At 74.8% G+C, this 15,842-nt stretch carries 12 protein-coding genes and 6 tRNA genes; 7 read left to right on the top strand and 11 right to left on the bottom strand.

The window, feature by feature from the left end; all coding sequences use genetic code 11:
* The first annotated feature begins 26 nt into the window (after window positions 1-26).
* The 6 genes from IE326_RS31780 (at window position 27) to IE326_RS31755 (ending at window position 595) form a co-directional block, all read left to right on the top strand.
* Window positions 27-99 (top strand) — tRNA-Gly (locus IE326_RS31780).
* 39 nt (window positions 100-138) lie between these two features.
* A tRNA-Cys gene (locus IE326_RS31775) sits at window positions 139-212 on the top strand.
* Between the two features lies 1 nt (window position 213).
* Window positions 214-285: transfer RNA gene (locus tag IE326_RS31770), tRNA-Val, on the top strand.
* A 34-nt stretch (window positions 286-319) separates the two neighbouring features.
* Window positions 320-394 (top strand) — tRNA-Val (locus IE326_RS31765).
* 27 nt (window positions 395-421) lie between these two features.
* Window positions 422-496: transfer RNA gene (locus IE326_RS31760), tRNA-Val, on the top strand.
* Between the two features lie 27 nt (window positions 497-523).
* Window positions 524-595, top strand: a tRNA-Val gene (locus IE326_RS31755).
* 159 nt (window positions 596-754) lie between these two features.
* Here the strand turns inward: IE326_RS31755 and IE326_RS31750 are convergent.
* From IE326_RS31750 to IE326_RS31740, 3 genes are all read right to left on the bottom strand, one after another.
* Window positions 755-1,027: a TFIIB-type zinc ribbon-containing protein gene (locus tag IE326_RS31750; RefSeq protein ID WP_030745356.1), complete on the bottom strand. Its 273-nt coding sequence runs from the start codon at window positions 1,025-1,027 to the stop codon at window positions 755-757.
* Between the two features lie 46 nt (window positions 1,028-1,073).
* Window positions 1,074-2,042: a phosphotransferase family protein gene (locus tag IE326_RS31745; protein ID WP_190043984.1), complete on the bottom strand. Its 969-nt coding sequence runs from the start codon at window positions 2,040-2,042 to the stop codon at window positions 1,074-1,076.
* A gap of 181 nt (window positions 2,043-2,223) precedes the next feature.
* Window positions 2,224-2,391 carry a hypothetical protein gene (locus IE326_RS31740; RefSeq protein WP_170313791.1) on the bottom strand — a complete coding sequence of 56 codons (168 nt, stop codon included), beginning with the start codon at window positions 2,389-2,391 and terminating at the stop codon, window positions 2,224-2,226.
* A gap of 611 nt (window positions 2,392-3,002) precedes the next feature.
* Here IE326_RS31740 and IE326_RS31735 point away from each other — a divergent pair.
* Window positions 3,003-4,175, top strand: coding sequence for a serine/threonine-protein kinase (locus IE326_RS31735; RefSeq protein ID WP_150227297.1), 1,173 nt, complete (start codon window positions 3,003-3,005; stop codon window positions 4,173-4,175).
* Between the two features lie 63 nt (window positions 4,176-4,238).
* Here IE326_RS31735 and IE326_RS31730 read toward each other — a convergent pair whose 3' ends face one another.
* The 8 genes from IE326_RS31730 to IE326_RS31695 all read right to left on the bottom strand — a co-directional run bounded on the left by IE326_RS31730 (window position 4,239) and on the right by IE326_RS31695 (window position 15,445).
* Window positions 4,239-5,057, bottom strand: a complete 819-nt coding sequence (locus IE326_RS31730; RefSeq protein ID WP_150227298.1) for a TrmH family RNA methyltransferase — start codon at window positions 5,055-5,057, stop codon at window positions 4,239-4,241.
* 91 nt (window positions 5,058-5,148) lie between these two features.
* Entirely contained in the window at window positions 5,149-6,390 is a 1,242-nt protein-coding gene (gene cobA / locus IE326_RS31725; protein ID WP_190043983.1) for a uroporphyrinogen-III C-methyltransferase, read from the bottom strand.
* A 365-nt stretch (window positions 6,391-6,755) separates the two neighbouring features.
* A complete protein-coding gene (gene cobT / locus IE326_RS31720) occupies window positions 6,756-10,367 on the bottom strand; it encodes a nicotinate-nucleotide--dimethylbenzimidazole phosphoribosyltransferase (RefSeq protein WP_190043982.1) in 3,612 nt (1,203 codons plus the stop codon).
* A gap of 313 nt (window positions 10,368-10,680) precedes the next feature.
* A complete protein-coding gene (gene cbiE / locus IE326_RS31715; RefSeq protein WP_190043981.1) occupies window positions 10,681-11,904 on the bottom strand; it encodes a precorrin-6y C5,15-methyltransferase (decarboxylating) subunit CbiE in 1,224 nt (407 codons plus the stop codon).
* Window positions 11,905-11,977: 73 nt separating this feature from the next.
* Window positions 11,978-12,613 (bottom strand): GNAT family N-acetyltransferase, encoded by a 636-nt coding sequence (locus tag IE326_RS31710; protein ID WP_190043980.1) that lies wholly within the window; start codon window positions 12,611-12,613, stop codon window positions 11,978-11,980.
* Between the two features lie 166 nt (window positions 12,614-12,779).
* Window positions 12,780-13,631, bottom strand: coding sequence for a MetQ/NlpA family ABC transporter substrate-binding protein (locus IE326_RS31705; RefSeq protein ID WP_150227303.1), 852 nt, complete (start codon window positions 13,629-13,631; stop codon window positions 12,780-12,782).
* Window positions 13,632-13,709: 78 nt separating this feature from the next.
* The gene (locus tag IE326_RS31700; RefSeq protein WP_190043979.1) at window positions 13,710-14,378 is read right to left on the bottom strand and encodes a methionine ABC transporter permease; all 669 of its coding nucleotides are present in this window, start codon (window positions 14,376-14,378) and stop codon (window positions 13,710-13,712) included.
* On the bottom strand, window positions 14,375-15,445 hold the full coding sequence (locus tag IE326_RS31695; protein WP_190043978.1) for a methionine ABC transporter ATP-binding protein: 1,071 nt from the start codon (window positions 15,443-15,445) through the stop codon (window positions 14,375-14,377). Before IE326_RS31695 ends, IE326_RS31700 begins: the two co-directional genes overlap by 4 nt.
* Between the last annotated feature and the right edge of the window lie 397 nt (window positions 15,446-15,842).

Below are 15,842 nucleotides of genomic sequence, written 5' to 3'. Positions count from 1 at the left end.
ACGCGCAAGCGGAACGGAACCGACAAGCGGACGTGGCTCAGTTGGTAGAGCATCACCTTGCCAAGGTGAGGGTCGCGAGTTCGAATCTCGTCGTCCGCTCGATGTGGGGGATCTTCCCGAACCCCCGTATTCACTCCTGGTGGAGTGGCCGAGAGGCGAGGCAACGGCCTGCAAAGCCGTCTACACGGGTTCAAATCCCGTCTCCACCTCCAAGGACGATTAGCTCAGCGGGAGAGCGCTTCCCTGACACGGAAGAGGTCACTGGTTCAATCCCAGTATCGTCCACTGGGCCTTCGGGTCCTGGATCCCCGGATCCCCCGCGCGATTAGCTCAGCGGGAGAGCGCTTCCCTGACACGGAAGAGGTCACTGGTTCAATCCCAGTATCGCGCACCACGTCCCCCGCACCTTCGGGTGCGTCCCGCGCGATTAGCTCAGCGGGAGAGCGCTTCCCTGACACGGAAGAGGTCACTGGTTCAATCCCAGTATCGCGCACCACATCTCCCGCACCTTCGGGTGCGTCCCGCGCGATTAGCTCAGCGGGAGAGCGCTTCCCTGACACGGAAGAGGTCACTGGTTCAATCCCAGTATCGCGCACAGAAGGACGAAGCCCCCGGCCGCAGCTCGCGCCGGGGGCTTCGTCGTGCTCAGGCGCGCCGGGCCGGACCGGGTGCGGCCGGATCCGCTCGCGGGAGGGGGACGCCGACGGCCCGGCGCCGCCGTCGCGGAGCCGGGCCGGAGCGGGACCGCGGAGGCTCAGGAGGAGAAGAGCATCCGGCCGAAGCCGCGCGAACGGTGGTGGCCGTGGTGACCGCCGTGCGGGGCGCCCCAGGCGGGAGCGGCCGGGGCGGGCTGCGCCGGGTAGGCGGCCGGCGGGGCCGGCGGGGCCTGCCACTGGGACTCCAGGCGGGTCAGGGCCTCCAGCTCCCCGTAGTCCAGGAAGATGCCGCGGCAGCCGCTGCACTGCTCGATCTGGACGCCGTTGCGGTTGTACGTGTGCATCGCCGCATGACACTTGGGACACTGCATGCTCGGCTCAACTCCCTGCGCTTGCCGTTCGAATGATGGCCTCACCCTATGGGGACGCGGCGGGGGCCGGAGCGGTTCGGGCGGACGCGATCCGGGCGCAGGTGTCGATCATCACGTCCTCGACCTCGTCGAGCCCGCGCCGCTCCGCCGTGGACTTGGCCACCGCCAGGGCCGCCGTCTGCACGGTCAGCGCCCGGGCCGGCAGATCGAGCCGCGCCCAGGGGTCCGCACCGGCCGCCGGGCCGCCCGCCTCCTCGTACGCGCCGAGGAACCGCGCCCACACGTCCCCGGGCAGCAGCCCGGCGGCGAACCAGGCGGCGGGGCGGGCCAGGTCCCAGGCGGGGTCGCCGAGACCGGCGTCGTCGACGTCGATGAGCCGCCAGTCGCCGCGGAAGTCCCGGACGAGCTGGCCGAGGTGGAAGTCGCCGTGGCACAGCTCCGCACGGCCGCTCCCGGCCCCCTCCACGGTCCGCCAGGCCGCGAGGACGGTGGCCGCCGCCGGATGGTCCGGCGCGGCGCGCAGCATCCGTCCGACGGCCAGGGCCGCCTTCTCCGGGGCGCGCATCGCGGGCAGCGGGCCGGCCGGCGGCGGCGTGCGGTGCAGCAGGGCGAGGAGGCGGGCCGCCGCCTCCCACGGGGCGGCGTCCGGGTCGTCCGGGTCGACCGGCGTCCCGTACGGCCAGAGCGTCACCGGGCGGTCCCCGGCGTCCGCCGGGCGGGGTCCCGGCACGGGCGGCAGCAGGACGCCGGCCAGCTCCGGGCGGGCGGCGAGCCCGACCCGGGCCGCGTGCGCCCCCGCCTCGGTCCCGGCGGCGTGCGCCTTGGCGACGAGCCCGCCGTGGCGCACCACCGCCCCGTCCTCCCGGTCCGCCAGCACCCCGACCGCGCCGGGCCCGCACCGGCAGGCCTCCCCGCCGTGCACGGCCCGCCGGGCGGTCTCCGCGAGCGCCCCGAGCACGCCGTCCGCCGGCTCCTGAGGGGCCCCGTCCCGGGCCCCGGTCCCCTTGAGCTCCATCCGGCGAGCGTACGCGGCGGGCGCGGCCGGTTCCCGCGGGGAGGCGGGGGCGGACGCGCGGAGGGGCCGGTCGGCTCCCCGGCCGACCGGCCCCTGCGCTGTCGTCCGCCGCACCCCCGTCCCCACGGGGCTGTCGGCCGATGTCCCGACCCGGGCCGCTCTCCCGGGTCCGGGGCGCCGCTCAGCGCCCCAGCATCACGCCCACGGACGACGCCTGTGTGACCACCGCTTCCCAGCCGCCGAAGACGACCACGAGCAGGGCCGCGAGAGGAAGGACCATGGCGGTGGCCACCAGGGGGTGGCGGCGCCCCGCGGGGCGGGGGATCGACCGGTGCGCCGTGTGGGCCATGGTCCTCTCCTGTCGTTGCTGTGTCTTGCCGGTTCTCGGTGCGGTGGGCGCGTGTTCCTCGGGGGACGAGAGTCGCGCCCACCGCATGACCTCAACACTAGGGATCCCGGAGGGCCGGGGCGTCATGCCCGCGTACCGGCTTTCGGGCCTACGGGAGGATGACGCCGGTCCCCCCGGCGTACTCCCCTGGGTGGAGACGGGGGCGCGGGGATGGGGGTCTTCCCCGAGGGGTTCGGGCAGGGGTTCGGACCGGGTGCGGACGGGGGTTCGGGGAGGAGTCGGGGAGGGAGGGCGCAAGAGGGAGGGGAAGGCGGGGAGAAGGACGGCGGAAAGGGGCGAAAAGGGGCGACGGAAAGGGTGACATGGGTCACTTCCGGGCGGGAGCCGGTGGCGGGGGCGGACCGGGGCGGGCGCGGGGTCACGGGAGTTGTCGCGCGGGGGCGTCAAGTGGGGTGATCGACAAGGGGTGTTGACGGGGGGTTCCGGGAGGGTGCGGGGGTTTCGTCCCCCTCAGCACTCACAATCGATGCCGGGGGGAGGGCGCGGCCTATGAGCGCGCGGGGGCGGTACTACGTAAGCTGTGCCACGTCGAACGGACGAGGGGACGGACCATGGCGATGATGCGGCTCCGGCGCGAGGACCCGCGGATCGTCGGGGCGTTCCGGCTCCACCGCAGGCTGGGCGCCGGCGGGATGGGAGTCGTGTACCTCGGCTCCGACCGGCGCGGCCAGCGGGTGGCGCTGAAGGTGATCCGGCCGGACCTGGCCGAGGACCAGGAGTTCCGCTCCCGCTTCGCCCGCGAGGTGTCGGCGGCCCGGCGGATCCGGGGCGGCTGCACCGCCCGGCTCGTCGCGGCCGATCTGGACGCCGAGCGCCCCTGGTTCGCCACCCAGTACGTGCCCGGCCCCTCGCTGCACGACCGGGTCGCCGAGGAGGGGCCGCTGCGGGCCGCCGACGTGGCCTCGATCGGCGCCGCCCTGTCGGAGGGCCTGGTCGCCGTCCACGAGGCCGGGGTCGTGCACCGCGACCTGAAGCCGTCGAACATCCTGCTCTCCCCCAAGGGCCCCCGCATCATCGACTTCGGGATCGCCTGGGCCACCGGCGCCAGCACCCTGACCCACGTCGGCACGGCGGTCGGCTCCCCCGGCTTCCTCGCGCCCGAGCAGGTGCGGGGCGCGGCCGTCACCCCCGCGACCGACGTCTTCTCGCTCGGCGCCACCCTCGCGTACGCCTCGATGGGCGACTCCCCCTTCGGGCACGGCAGTTCCGAGGTCATGCTGTACCGCGTGGTGCACGAGGAAGCACAGCTCCAGGGAGTGCCGGACGCGCTGGCGCCGCTGGTCCGGGCCTGTCTGGCGAAGGACCCGGAGGACCGGCCCAGCACCCTCCAGCTGTCGATGCGGCTCAAGGAGATCGCGGCCCGCGAGGCGCAGGGGCTGCCGTCCGCCCGGCCGCCGGCCCCGCGCGAGCGGACGGAGGAGCGCGGCACGCTGCGGCCGACCGAGCGGTACACGGAGCGGGACGCCCCGGGCCGGGAGCCGGAGCGCGCGGGCGCCCAGCGGCGCGGGCCCGGACCGTCCTCGCGGCCCTCGGCGCCCGCCCGTACCGGCGGCGGCTCCCGCAACCCGCAGTCGCGGCCCGGGACCCGCCCGGGGGTGCGGACCACCTCCACCGGCCGGCGCCCGGCCAACCCCCGGCTGCTGCGCCAGCGGCTCATCGTCTTCGTGGTGGTGACGCTGGTGGTCGCGCTGGGCATCGCCGCCGCCCAGGCCCTCCAGGGCTGAGCCCGTGCGGGAGGGCCCCCGGTACGCACGTACCGGGGGCCCTCCCGCACGGGTCGGGCGGGGTCACGCCTCGGGGCGGCCCGCCGTCACGGCGTAGAAGGCGACGGCCGCCGCCGCGCCCACGTTGAGCGAGTCGACGCCGTGGGCCATCGGGATGCGGACCCACTCGTCGGCGGCGCGCAGCGCCTGGGTGGAGAGGCCGTCGCCCTCCGCGCCGAGCATCAGGGCCACCCGGTCGAGCCGGTGCGGGGCGGCCTCGTCCATGGTGGTCGCCTTCTCGGCGGGGGTGAGGGCGAGGAGCTTGAAGCCCGCCTCCCGCACCGCCTCCAGGCCGCGCGGCCAGGTGTCCAGGCGGGCGTACGGGACGGAGAAGACGGCGCCCATGGAGACCTTCACCGAGCGGCGGTAGAGCGGGTCGGCGCAGTCCGGGGAGAGCAGGACGGCGTCCATGCCGAGGGCGGCGGCGCTGCGGAAGATGGCGCCGATGTTGGTGTGGTCGTTGACCGCCTCCATGACGGCCACCCGGCGGGCGCCCGCGAGGAGTTCGGCGGGCTCCGGCAGCGGCTTGCGCTGCATGGAGGCGAGGGCGCCGCGGTGCACGTGGTAGCCCGTGACGCGCTCGGCGAGGTCGGGCTGGATCGCGTACACCGGGGCGGGGACCTCGTCGATGACGTCGCGCATGACGTCGACCCACTTGGCGGAGAGCAGCATCGACCGCATCTCGTAACCGGCCTGCTTGGCGCGGCGGATGACCTTCTCGCCCTCCGCGATGAACAGGCCCTCGGCGGGCTCGCGCCGGCGACGCAGCTCGACGTCGGTCAGACCGGTGTAGTCGTGGAGGCGGGGGTCGTCGGCGTCGGTGATCGTGATGATTTCGGCCACGGGGTGATACTGCCTTGTCCGGGGTGTGGTGCCAATGCGCGGGACGGTCGGCGACGGCCTCCCGTCCCGGCGCGCGGGGGGATGCGGGGCGTCAGCGGGTGAGCTTGTCGGGGCCCTCCCCGACGACCGGGCCGATGACGATGACGGCCGGCGGGCGGACCTCCTCGGCCTTCACCACGTCGGCGACGGTGGCGAGGGTGGCGTCCACCCGGCGCTGGGCCGCGGTGGTGCCCTCCTGGACCAGGGCGAGCGGGGTGTCGGGGGCCTTGCCGTGGGCGACGAGCGCCTCGGCGATCTTCCCTATCTTGTCGACGCCCATGAGGATCACCAGGGTGCCGGTGAGCTTGGCGAGCGAGGCCCAGTCGACGAGCGAGCGCGGGTCGTCGGGGCCGACGTGGCCGCTGACCACGGTGAACTCGTGGGCGACGCCCCGGTGGGTGACCGGGATGCCGGCGGCGCCGGGGACCGAGATGGAGCTGGAGATGCCGGGCACGACGGTGCAGGCGATGCCCTCGGTGGCGAGCGCCTGCGCCTCCTCCATGCCCCGGCCGAAGACGAAGGGGTCGCCGCCCTTGAGGCGGACGACGGACTTCCCCGCCTTGGCGTGCTCGATCAGCGCGTTGTTGATGGCCTCCTGGGCCATGAAGCGGCCGTACGGGATCTTCGCCGCGTCGATCACCTCGACGTGCGGGGGCAGCTCGTCCAGGAGGTCGCGGGGGCCTAGCCGGTCGGCGATGACGACGTCGGCCTCGGCGAGCAGCCGGCGGCCGCGGACCGTGATGAGGTCGGGGTCGCCGGGGCCGCCGCCGACGAGGGCGACGAAGGGGGTGCGGGCGCGCTGGGCGGGCGCGGCGAGGGAGCCGTCGCGCAGGCCCTCCAGGATCGCGTCCCGGACGGCCGCCGAGCGGCGCGGGTCGTGGCCGGTGAGGACGGCGACGGTGACGCCGTCGCCGCGGCCGGTGGCCGGGGTCCAGGCGGTGGCGGCCTCGGCGTCGTCGGAGCGGACGCACCAGACGCGGGAGCGCTCGGCCTCGGCGGAGGCGGCGGCGTTGGCGGCCGGGTCGGTGGTGGCGACGAGCGCGTACCAGGCGTCGGCCAGGTCCCCGTCCTCGTAGCGGCGGCGGATCCACGTGATCTCGCCGGCCTCGGCCATCGCCTCCACGGAGGGGGTCGCCGAGGGGGAGATCAGGGTGAGGTCGGCACCGGCGGCGATGAGGGCGGGCAGCCGGCGCTGGGCGACCGTGCCGCCGCCGAGGACGACGACGCGCCGGCCGGCGAGGCGGAGGCCGACGGGGTAGGCGGGGTGCTCGGCGGGCTCGACGTGCTGGGCCATGTGCGGGCGGCTCCTCGGACGGGGCTGGGGCCTGTCCGACCATGCGCGTCGGATCAGGCCGGGGCGTTCGGCGCGTGCGATCGGCGCGCGGCGGAGGCGCCCGCGTAGCGGGGCTACTCGGGCGGTCCTGCCGTGCGGCGAGCGCGCGGGCCGGGCGGGCCGGACCCGACGGGAACGGTCGGGCGGGCCCCGGGGGGCCGCTGCGGCGGTGAAGCGGCTGGTGGGCGGGGTTTCCGCCCGGTGCCCACGATATCGGTGACGTGGCGGGGGCACCTTGTGACCCTCGTCCCTCGGGACGGGGCATGCGGCGGCCCCGGGCCCGCCGCCCCCGTCGCGGGGAGCCGGCGGCACCGGGGCCGTACGGACTACTTCTCGGTGACGCCCGCCGAGTCGAAGGTCGCGACCTCGTGCATCGCGCGGGCCGCGCTCTGCACCAGCGGGAGGGCCAGCAGGGCGCCGGTGCCCTCGCCGAGGCGGAGGTCCAGGTCGACCAGGGGGCGCAGGCCCAGCTTGTTGAGCGCGGCCACGTGGCCGGGCTCGGCGCTGCGGTGGCCCGCGATGCAGGCGGCCAGCGACTCGGGGGCGATGGCGCGGGCGACCAGGGCGGCCGCGCCGGTGGAGACGCCGTCGAGGATCACCGGGGTGCGCAGCGAGGCGGCGCCCAGGATGAAGCCGACGAGGGCGGCGTGCTCCAGACCGCCGATCTGCGACAGGACGCCGATCGGGTCCTGCGGGTCCGGCTTGTGCAGGTCGAGGGCGCGGCGGACCACGTCGACCTTGCGGGCGTGGGTCTCGTCGTTGATGCCGGTGCCGCGGCCGGTGACCTCGGCCGGGTCGACGCCGGTGAAGACGGAGATGAGGGCGGCGGACGCGGTGGTGTTCGCGATGCCCATCTCGCCGGTCAGGAGCGCCTTGTTCCCGGCCGCGACCAGGTCGCGGGCGGTCTCGATGCCGACCTCGATCGCGGCGGCGGTCTCCTCGCGGGTCATGGCGAGGCCGGTGGTGAAGTCGCCGGAACCGGCGCGCACCTTGCGGGGCAGCAGCCCCGGGGTGGCGGGCAGCTCGGTGGCGACGCCCACGTCGACGACGCAAACCTCGGCGCCGACCTGGTTGGCGAAGGCGTTGCAGACCGCTCCCCCGCCGAGGAAGTTGGCCACCATCTGGCCGGTGACCTCCTGCGGCCAGGGGGTGACGCCCTGGGCGTGCACGCCGTGGTCGCCGGCGAAGATCGCGACGGCGGCGGGCTCCGGGATCGGCGGCGGGCAGGCCCGGGAGAGGCCGCAGAGCTGCGCGGAGATGATCTCCAGCATGCCGAGCGCGCCGGCCGGCTTGGTCATCCGCTTCTGCCGCTCCCACGCCTCACCGAGCGCCTTGGCGTCGAGGGGGCGGATGGCGGCGACGGTCTCCTGGAGCAGGTCGTGCGGCTCCTCGCCGGGCAGGGCGCGGCGGCCGTACGTCTCCTCGTGGACGACCCAGGCGAGCGGGCGGCGCTTGGACCACCCGGCCTGCATCAGCTCGGGCTCGTCCGGGAACTCGTCGACGTAGCCGACGCAGAGGTACGCGACGACCTCCAGGTGCTCGGGGAGGCCGAGCTCGCGGACCATCTCGCGCTCGTCGAAGAAGCTGACCCAGCCGACGCCGAGGCCCTCGGCGCGGGCGGCGAGCCACAGGTTCTCGACGGCGAGGGCCGAGGAGTACGGGGCCATCTGCGGCTGCGTGTAGCGGCCCAGGGTGTGCCGGCCGCCCCGGGTGGGGTCGGCGGTCACCACGATGTTGACCGGGGTGTCGAGGATGGCCTCGATCTTCAGTTCCTTGAACTGCTTCGCGCGGGCCTTCGGCAGCGACTGGGCGTACGCCTCGCGCTGCCGCTGGGCCAGCTCGTGCATGGCCTGCCGGGTCTCGGCGGAGCGGATGACCACGAAGTCCCAGGGCTGCGAGTGGCCGACGCTGGGGGCCGTGTGGGCGGCCTCCAGGACGCGGAGCAGCACCTCGTGCGGGATCGGGTCGGAGCGGAAGCCGTTGCGGATGTCGCGGCGCTCGCGCATCACGCGGAGCACGGCCTCGCGCTCGGCGTCGTCGTAGCCGGGGGCGGCGGGGCGGGGCTCGGCCCGCTCCTCGGCGGCGTCGCCCTCCTCGGCGGCCGGCGCCTCCGCCGCCTCCGGCGCGGGGGCGGCCGCGGGGGCCTCCTCGGGGGCGTCCTCCGCGACGACCGGGATCTCCTCGGCCACCGCCACGACGGGGGCCTCCGCGGGCACCTCGGAGGCGGCGTCGGCGAAGGCTTCGGCGGGGACGGGCTCGGGAGCGGAGTCGGCGGTGGGTTCGGGGGTGACGGCGGGCTCCGCGGCGGGCTCGACGACGGCCACGGGTTCGGCCACGGGCTCGGCCTGGGGCTCGGTCTCGACCACGGCTTCGGCCGCCGCCTCGGCGGGGGCTTCCGTCACGGTGAGAGCTTCCGTCACGGCGGGCGCGGGCGCCTCGGCGACGGGCTCCTCGGCCGGGACGGGCTCGGCGGACTGCCCGGCGGACTGTTCCGGGGCCTGCTCGACGGCCTGGTCGGCCTGCTCCGCGATCTGCGCGGCCTGCTCGGCGACGGGGGCGGGGGTCTCCGTCGCGGGCTCGGCCACCGGGGCCTCGGCCACGGGCTCGGCCGGTACGGGCTCCGCCGGGACGTCGGCGGGCGCGACGGGCTCCTCGGCCTCCGCCACCGGCGCCTCGGCCACCGGCTCCTCGGCCGGCTGCTCCGGGACCTCGGCGGCCGGGGCCTCGGTGGCCGGGGTCTCCGGCTCCGGGGCTTCGGCGGGCTGCCCGGCCACGGGCACGGGGGTCCCGGCGGGCGGGGTCTCCAGCGGCACGACGGCCTCGGGGGCCACCGGCTCGACCGGCTCGACCGGCTCGGCCTGCGGCTGTCCGGCGGGCTCGCCCTCGCGCGGTGCGGGGACGACGGCGCCGGGGACCGGGGCCGGGGCGGCGGGCGCGACGGCGTCCGCGGTCTCCGCGGGGGCGACGGCCCCGGGGTCCTCGGGAACGACGATCTCGGTGCCCGCGGGCGGGGTCGGGGCCGGCTGCGCGGCGGTCGGGAGGGAGCCCTCGACCTGCACGAACTGCCCGCTCTGCGGGACGACCGTTTCTGCGGGGGCCTCGGCGGGCGCCAGGGGCTCCTGGGGCTGCGCGGCCCACGGCTCGGCGCCCTGCGGGGCCGTCTGCTGGTCCTGGGCGATGTCGAAGTACTCGGGCCCGGTGGTGGGCGGTCCCGGGTTCCGTACGGGCACGGGCGCGGGGGCCGTGGCCACCAGGGGCTCGGGGGCGGGCGCCTGGACCGGCTGCGCGACGGGCGCGGGCGCGGCCGGGCCCCGGTCGGCGAGCGAGCGCACGACGCCGCCGGTGGCGGTCTCGGGGACGGGCGGCCCCATGTGGAGCGGGCGGCGCGAGGGGCCGGCGGGCGAGCCCTGCGGGCCGACGCGGACGCCTCCGAGGTCGACGGAGCCGGTGTCGCGGCCCGCGGCCTCGTGGGCGCCGGTGTCGAGGATGCCGGGCTCGTAGCCGTGGGCGGTGGCGGGCTCCTGCGGGGCGGCGGGGACGCCGTGCGCCGGAGTGCCGAAGGGGGCCGCGGGCACGCCCTGCGGCGGGGTGGCGCCGGCCGGGGCGGTGAGCTGGTCGGCGAGGACCGGGCCCTCCGGGAGCGGGCCGGTGAGGGGGTCCGGCAGGGGGCCGGTCAGCGGGTCGCCCAGCGGGGCCGCGGCGGCCTGCGGGGCGGGGACGGCGATCGGCGGGGCGGGCGCGGTGCCCGGGGGGTGCTCGCTCCAGGCGCCCTGGGCGCCCGGCATCAGCAGCATGTCGTCGTCCTCGGGGAGCTGCCCGGGAGGGGGGCCGGAGGGGTCCAGGAAGGTGTACGCGCCCGGTGCGGGGATGCCCGGCTGCTCGACCATGCCTGCGTTCTCCGGCAGCCCCTCGCCAGGGACCTGGCCGGTGTCCGTCATGCGTACCCCTCGCCCATCGTTGTGTTCGTTCAGAGCTGCGCCCGTCAACGAGAACGAGCGCGTGCGCCGCGCGGCACGGAGGCGCGCCGACACCCAAGCATTGTCGCGGCCCGCGGCCATCGTGGCAGGAGGTTCCGCCACGGTGCGCTGTGGACTGCGCCACGTCGCGCGGTCCCCCCGGTGTCCCGCACGCCGGTGACCGTCGAGAACGGGTCAAGACGGTCGTCGATTCGGGACATTGACGAACAACATGCCGAACGTCCCCGTGCGGTACAACAATCGGCCAGCCTACCTGCCCGGACGGACGGACGGGTCACGGGGCGCCGGTGGTCCTGCGGCCCGTGAGCAGGAAGACGACGGAGCGCCCGCGCTCGGTCCACTCCGCGGGATCGAGGCCGACGGTCTGGAGGAGCAGGCTCTCGACGGCGTAGCCGCCGGCGGTGAGGGCGGAGCCGATCGCCTCGGCCTCGTCGCGGGTGGTGGCGTGGGCGGCGATCCGTTCGGGACGGCGGTCGGCGCAGGCGGTGACGACGGGGACGCCGCCCGCCCCGACCCGTACGACGTCGGGTTCGGGAAGGCTCTCCAGGACGTGCGGGGCACGGCCGGTGACGGTCTGGAGGAGGACGCCGTGGCGGCGGGCGGCGGCCTCGGTGCGGGCGCGGGCGGCCGGGTCGGCGTCGACGGCGATGACGGCGGCGCCGAAGCGGGCGGCGTCGACGGCGAAGCTCCCGCCGCCGCTGCCGACGTCCCAGACGAGGTCGCCGGTGCGGGGGCCGAGGCGGGCGAGCTGGACGGCGCGCAGGGTGGGGTCCTGGCCGATGCCGGGGCGCCCTTCGGGTTGGGGCCGCGCGTCCGGCTCCGCCCAGCCCCGGGCGGCTCCGGCGGCGGGGTCGGGGCCGAGGAGCCAGGGGGCGGCCGAGGCGCCGGTGCCGCCCGCGCCGCCGATGACGAGGACGACGTTGGGGTCGCGCCAGGTGTGGTCGGCGGCCTTGTCGGAGGTGAGGACGGAGACCTGTTCGCGGGAGGTGCCGAGCTCCTCGCAGACGACGAAGGTGCGGTGCACGCCGTCGAGGAGGAGGGCGAGTTCGGCCGGGCCGGCGCCCGGGGAGGTGAGGACGGCGACCTTGGGGTGGGCGCGGCAGACGTTGACGGCACGGCGCAGGGTCTTCTCGTGGGCGACGACGACGCGGGCGTCGTCCCAGGGCATGCCGGCCCGGGCGAAGGCGGCGGCGACCGAGGAGACGGCGGGGACGACCTCGACCTCCAGGCCGTGCTCGGGGGCGCGCAGGGCGCGGACGACGCCGAAGAAGCCGGGGTCGCCGTCGGCGAGGACGACGGCGGTGCCGCGGTGTCCGGCGATCCGGCGGGCGGCGAGGCCGACGCTGCCGAGCCGGACGCGTTCGGCGCCGGGGGGTACTTCGGGGAGCGCCAGGTGGTGGGCGGCGCCGGCCACCAGGGTGGCGGCCGAGAGCGCGGACCTGGCCGCCGCGGTGAGGGGCGAGCCGTCCCAGCCGATCACCGTGACCCGGTCGGCCATCGCGTCTGTCTCCTGTGGTGTCGTCGCAGGTCGGGGGCGTGCCGAGCGTACCCCGGTTCGGCCCCCGGAACGCTCAGCTCCAGTCGGTGTACGAGGAGTATCCGGCCTCGGCCATCTGGTCGGCGAGGCCGTCGAGGTCCTCGGGGAGGAGGCCCCAGACGATGAGGTCGGTGCGGATGTCGGTCCACTCGCCGCTCTCGGTGAGGCTGCGCGCTATCCAGGCGTTGCGCAGGACGCCCTCGCTGATGCAGCCGATCTTCTGGGCGACCTGCTGGGAGGCGGTGTTGTCGGCGGCGGTGCGCAGCTGGAGGCGTTCGAAGCCGCGGTCGCCGAAGAGCCATCGGGCGGTGGCGAGGACGGACTCGGTGGCGTAGCCCTCGCCGCGGGCCCAGGGGGCGGTGACGTAGGCGACCTCGGTGGCGCGGACGTGCCAGTCGGTGTCGTGGAGGTGGACGGTGCCGACCAGACGCTGGGTCAGGAACTCGGTGACGGCGAAGACGATGCCGCGGCCCTCGGTCCGTTCCGCAGGAGCGATCCTGCGGACCCAGTCCTCGGCGTGGGCGCGGGTGTACGGGTGCGGCACCGAGGTCCAGGCGGTGACGAGTTCGTCGTTCATCATCTCGACGAAGGCGGGGATGTCGGCCTCTTCGTACGGGCGCAGCACCAGCCGGTCCGTGTTGATGGAGATGTCCGGAAAGGTGGTAGTCATGCGCAGCTCCGTACCGAAGACCGTCCGTTGAGACCGTGAACGCACAGCATGCAGCATGGGGCGCGGCGCGCGCATGGCCGGGTCGGACGCGGGGGTGACGCGCGCGAGGCCCCGCGCGCCGGACGGGGCGGGCGGGGCCTTGCGCTCAAGGGCGGTGCGGGTGTGCTTACTTGACGGCACCGAAGGCGGGGACGACGGAGCCCTTGTAGGTGTCCTCGAGGTACTTCTTCACCTCGGGCGAGTTGAGGAGCTTCGCGAGCTTCTGCACGCGGGCGTCCTTCTCGTTGCCCTCCTTGACGGCCAGGAAGTTGGCGTACGGGTTGCCCTCGGCCTTCTCCAGGACCAGGGCGTCCTTCGCCGGGGACAGGTCGGCCTCGATCGCGTAGTTGCCGTTGATGACGGCGGCGTCGACGTCGTTCAGGGCGCGGGGGACGGTGGCGGCCTCCAGCTCCTTGAACTCCAGGCCCTTCTTGTCGGTGATGTCGGAGAGCTTGGCGTCGGTGCCGACGCCGTCCTTGAGGGTGATGAGGCCGTTGTCCGCGAGGAGGTGGAGCGCGCGGCCCTCGTTGGTGGTGTCGTTGGGGACGGCGACGGTCTGGCCGGCCTTGACGTCCTTCACCGACTTCAGGCCCTTGGAGTAGAGGCCGAGCGGCTCCAGGTGGACGTCGACCACCGGGACGATGTGGGTGCCGTTCTTCTTGTTGAAGTCGTCGAGGTACGGCTTGTGCTGGAAGAAGTTGGCGTCGACCTGGCCGTTCTCGGTGGCGGTGTTCGGCAGGACGTAGTCCGTGAACTCCTTCACCTCCAGCTTGAGGCCGGCCTTCTCGGCCAGGTTGTCCTTGACGAACTTCAGGATGTCGGCGTGCGGCGTCGGGGACGCGGCGACGACGAGCGCCTTGTCGGCGGAGCCGGCCTCGTCCTTGGAGGCCGGGTCCGAGGAGGTGCCGCAGGCGGTGAGGCCGAGGGCGAGGGCGGTGACGGAAGCGAAGCCGGCGGCGAGCTTGGTGTTCTTACGCACGAAGAGTGCCTCTTTCTGGTGGTGCGGTGGACGCCTGGACAACAAGTCCGGGCTCGTGGGATGAGGTCTGGGGGGCCGTCAGGCGGTGCGGCCTCGGCGGGCGAGGAGCCGTACGGCGGCGTCGCCGACGAGCTGGACGATCGTGACGATCGCGACCAGGACGACGACGGTGACGAGCATGAAGGTGGTGTCGAAGCGCTGGTACCCGTAGGTGACGGCCTTGGAGCCGAGGCCCTCGCCGCCGACCGCGCCGGCCATCGCCGAGTAGCCGATGAGCACGATGACGGTGGTGGTGACGGCGGAGACCAGCGAGGGCAGGGACTGCGGGAGCAGCACCTTGCGGACGATGGTGGGGATGGAGCCGCCCATGGACTGGACGGCTTCGACCAGGCCGTGGTCGACCTCGCGGATGGCGGTCTCGACCAGGCGCGCGAAGAAGGGGATGGCGCCGATGGCGAGCGGCACGATCATCGCGGTCGGGCCGATGAAGGTGCCGACGACGAAGGTCGTGAAGGGGATCAGGGCGATCAGCAGGATGATGAACGGCAGCGAGCGGCCGATGTTCACGATCGCACCGACGACCTTGTTCACGGGCCGGTTCTGGAGCAGTCCGCCCTTGTCGGTGAGGACGAGGAGGATGCCGAGCGGGAGGCCGCCGACGATGGTGACGACGGTGGCCCACAGGACCATGTAGAGGGTGTCGACCGTGCCCTGTTCGAGCAGGGGGCGCATCTCTTCCCAGGTCACTTGGCACTCTCCTTCACGAGCACGTGCTGCTGGAGGGGCAGCGCGGGCGCGCCCTCGCCGTGCGGGTCTTCGACGGATTCGACCTGGAGGCCCTGCTCGCGCAGGAAGCCGATCGGGACGACGTTCTCCTCGTACCGTCCGGGCAGTTCGATCCGCATGCGGCCGATCTGCTTCCCGCCGACGGTGTCCATCGCGGCTCCGAGGATGGAGATGTCGATGTTGTACGTGCGGGAGAGCTGCGAGATCACCGGCTGGGTGGCGGCCTCGCCGTGGAAGGTGACGTCGACGACGGTGCGGTCGGCGCCGGTGGCGTGGCCGCTCACCGGGAACAGTTCGGCGGCCAGCTGGGAGCCGGGGGTGGCGAGGAGTTCGGCGACCGTGCCGGACTCGACGATCCGGCCCTTCTGCATGAGGGCGGCGGAGTCGCAGATGGTCTTGACGACGTCCATCTCGTGCGTGATGAGCAGGACGGTGAGGCCGAGCTGCCGGTTGAGGTCGCGCAGCAGCTGGAGGATCGAGCGGGTGGTCTCCGGGTCGAGGGCGCTGGTGGCCTCGTCGGAGAGGAGGACCTTGGGTTCGCCGGCGAGGGCGCGGGCGATGCCGACGCGCTGCTTCTGGCCGCCGGAGAGCTGGCCGGGGTAGCTCTTGGCCTTGTCGGCGAGGCCGACGAGGTCGAGGAGTTCGAGGGCGCGGCGGGCGCGCTCGGCACCGGACACGCCGAGGATCTCCAGGGGGAGCTCGATGTTGTCCTGGACGGTGCGGGAGGACAGCAGGTTGAAGTGCTGGAAGACCATGCCGATGCGGCTGCGGGCCCGGCGGAGGTCCTTGCCGGCGCGGCGGCCCTTGCCGGCGAGGGCGGTGAGGTCGACGCCGTCGACGGTCACGGTGCCGGAGGTGGGGCGCTCCAGGAGGTTGACGCAGCGGATGAGGGAGGACTTGCCGGCGCCGCTCTGGCCGATCACGCCGAAGACCTCGCCCTCGCGGACGTGGAGGTCGACGCCGTCCAGGGCGGTGACCTGGCGGCCGCGCGACTCGTAGACCTTGGTCAGGCCCGAAGTGGTGATCACAGGGGTTTCCGTCACTGTCGAGTGCGCGACGCGTGGGTCCGCCGTGCACGGGGCATTCGTCAATCGGACAGTCAGGCGCACGGGGAGGCCGTTCCGGCGGGGCCGGGAGGCGGTGTGCGCGGGGCGGGCACGGTCCGGCGCCGGTGGGGCGGTCGGATCGGCTCGGCCGTCGGGGTCTCGCTTCGGGGCGCGAGGCTCAGGCGGGGGCCCTCAGATGGCGCACATTCGACACATGCGAAGAGCACCGGGCGTCTGGATCGCCTCGGTCGCAAGGATGCGGCTGCTCGTCGTGGTCATGTCTGCAAGTAAAGCATGCGCAGGTGCGAACGGAAGTCCGGTGTCCGTATATCGGACAGCGCTGAGACGTCCCGTGGACGGTGTCCGGCGGGGTCCCGTA

It is taken from the genome of Streptomyces filamentosus, from assembly GCF_014654895.1.
Lineage (GTDB): Bacteria > Actinomycetota > Actinomycetes > Streptomycetales > Streptomycetaceae > Streptomyces > Streptomyces filamentosus.
The sequence above is the reverse complement of the archived record's forward strand: the minus strand, read 5'-3'. Positions and strand labels throughout refer to the sequence as shown.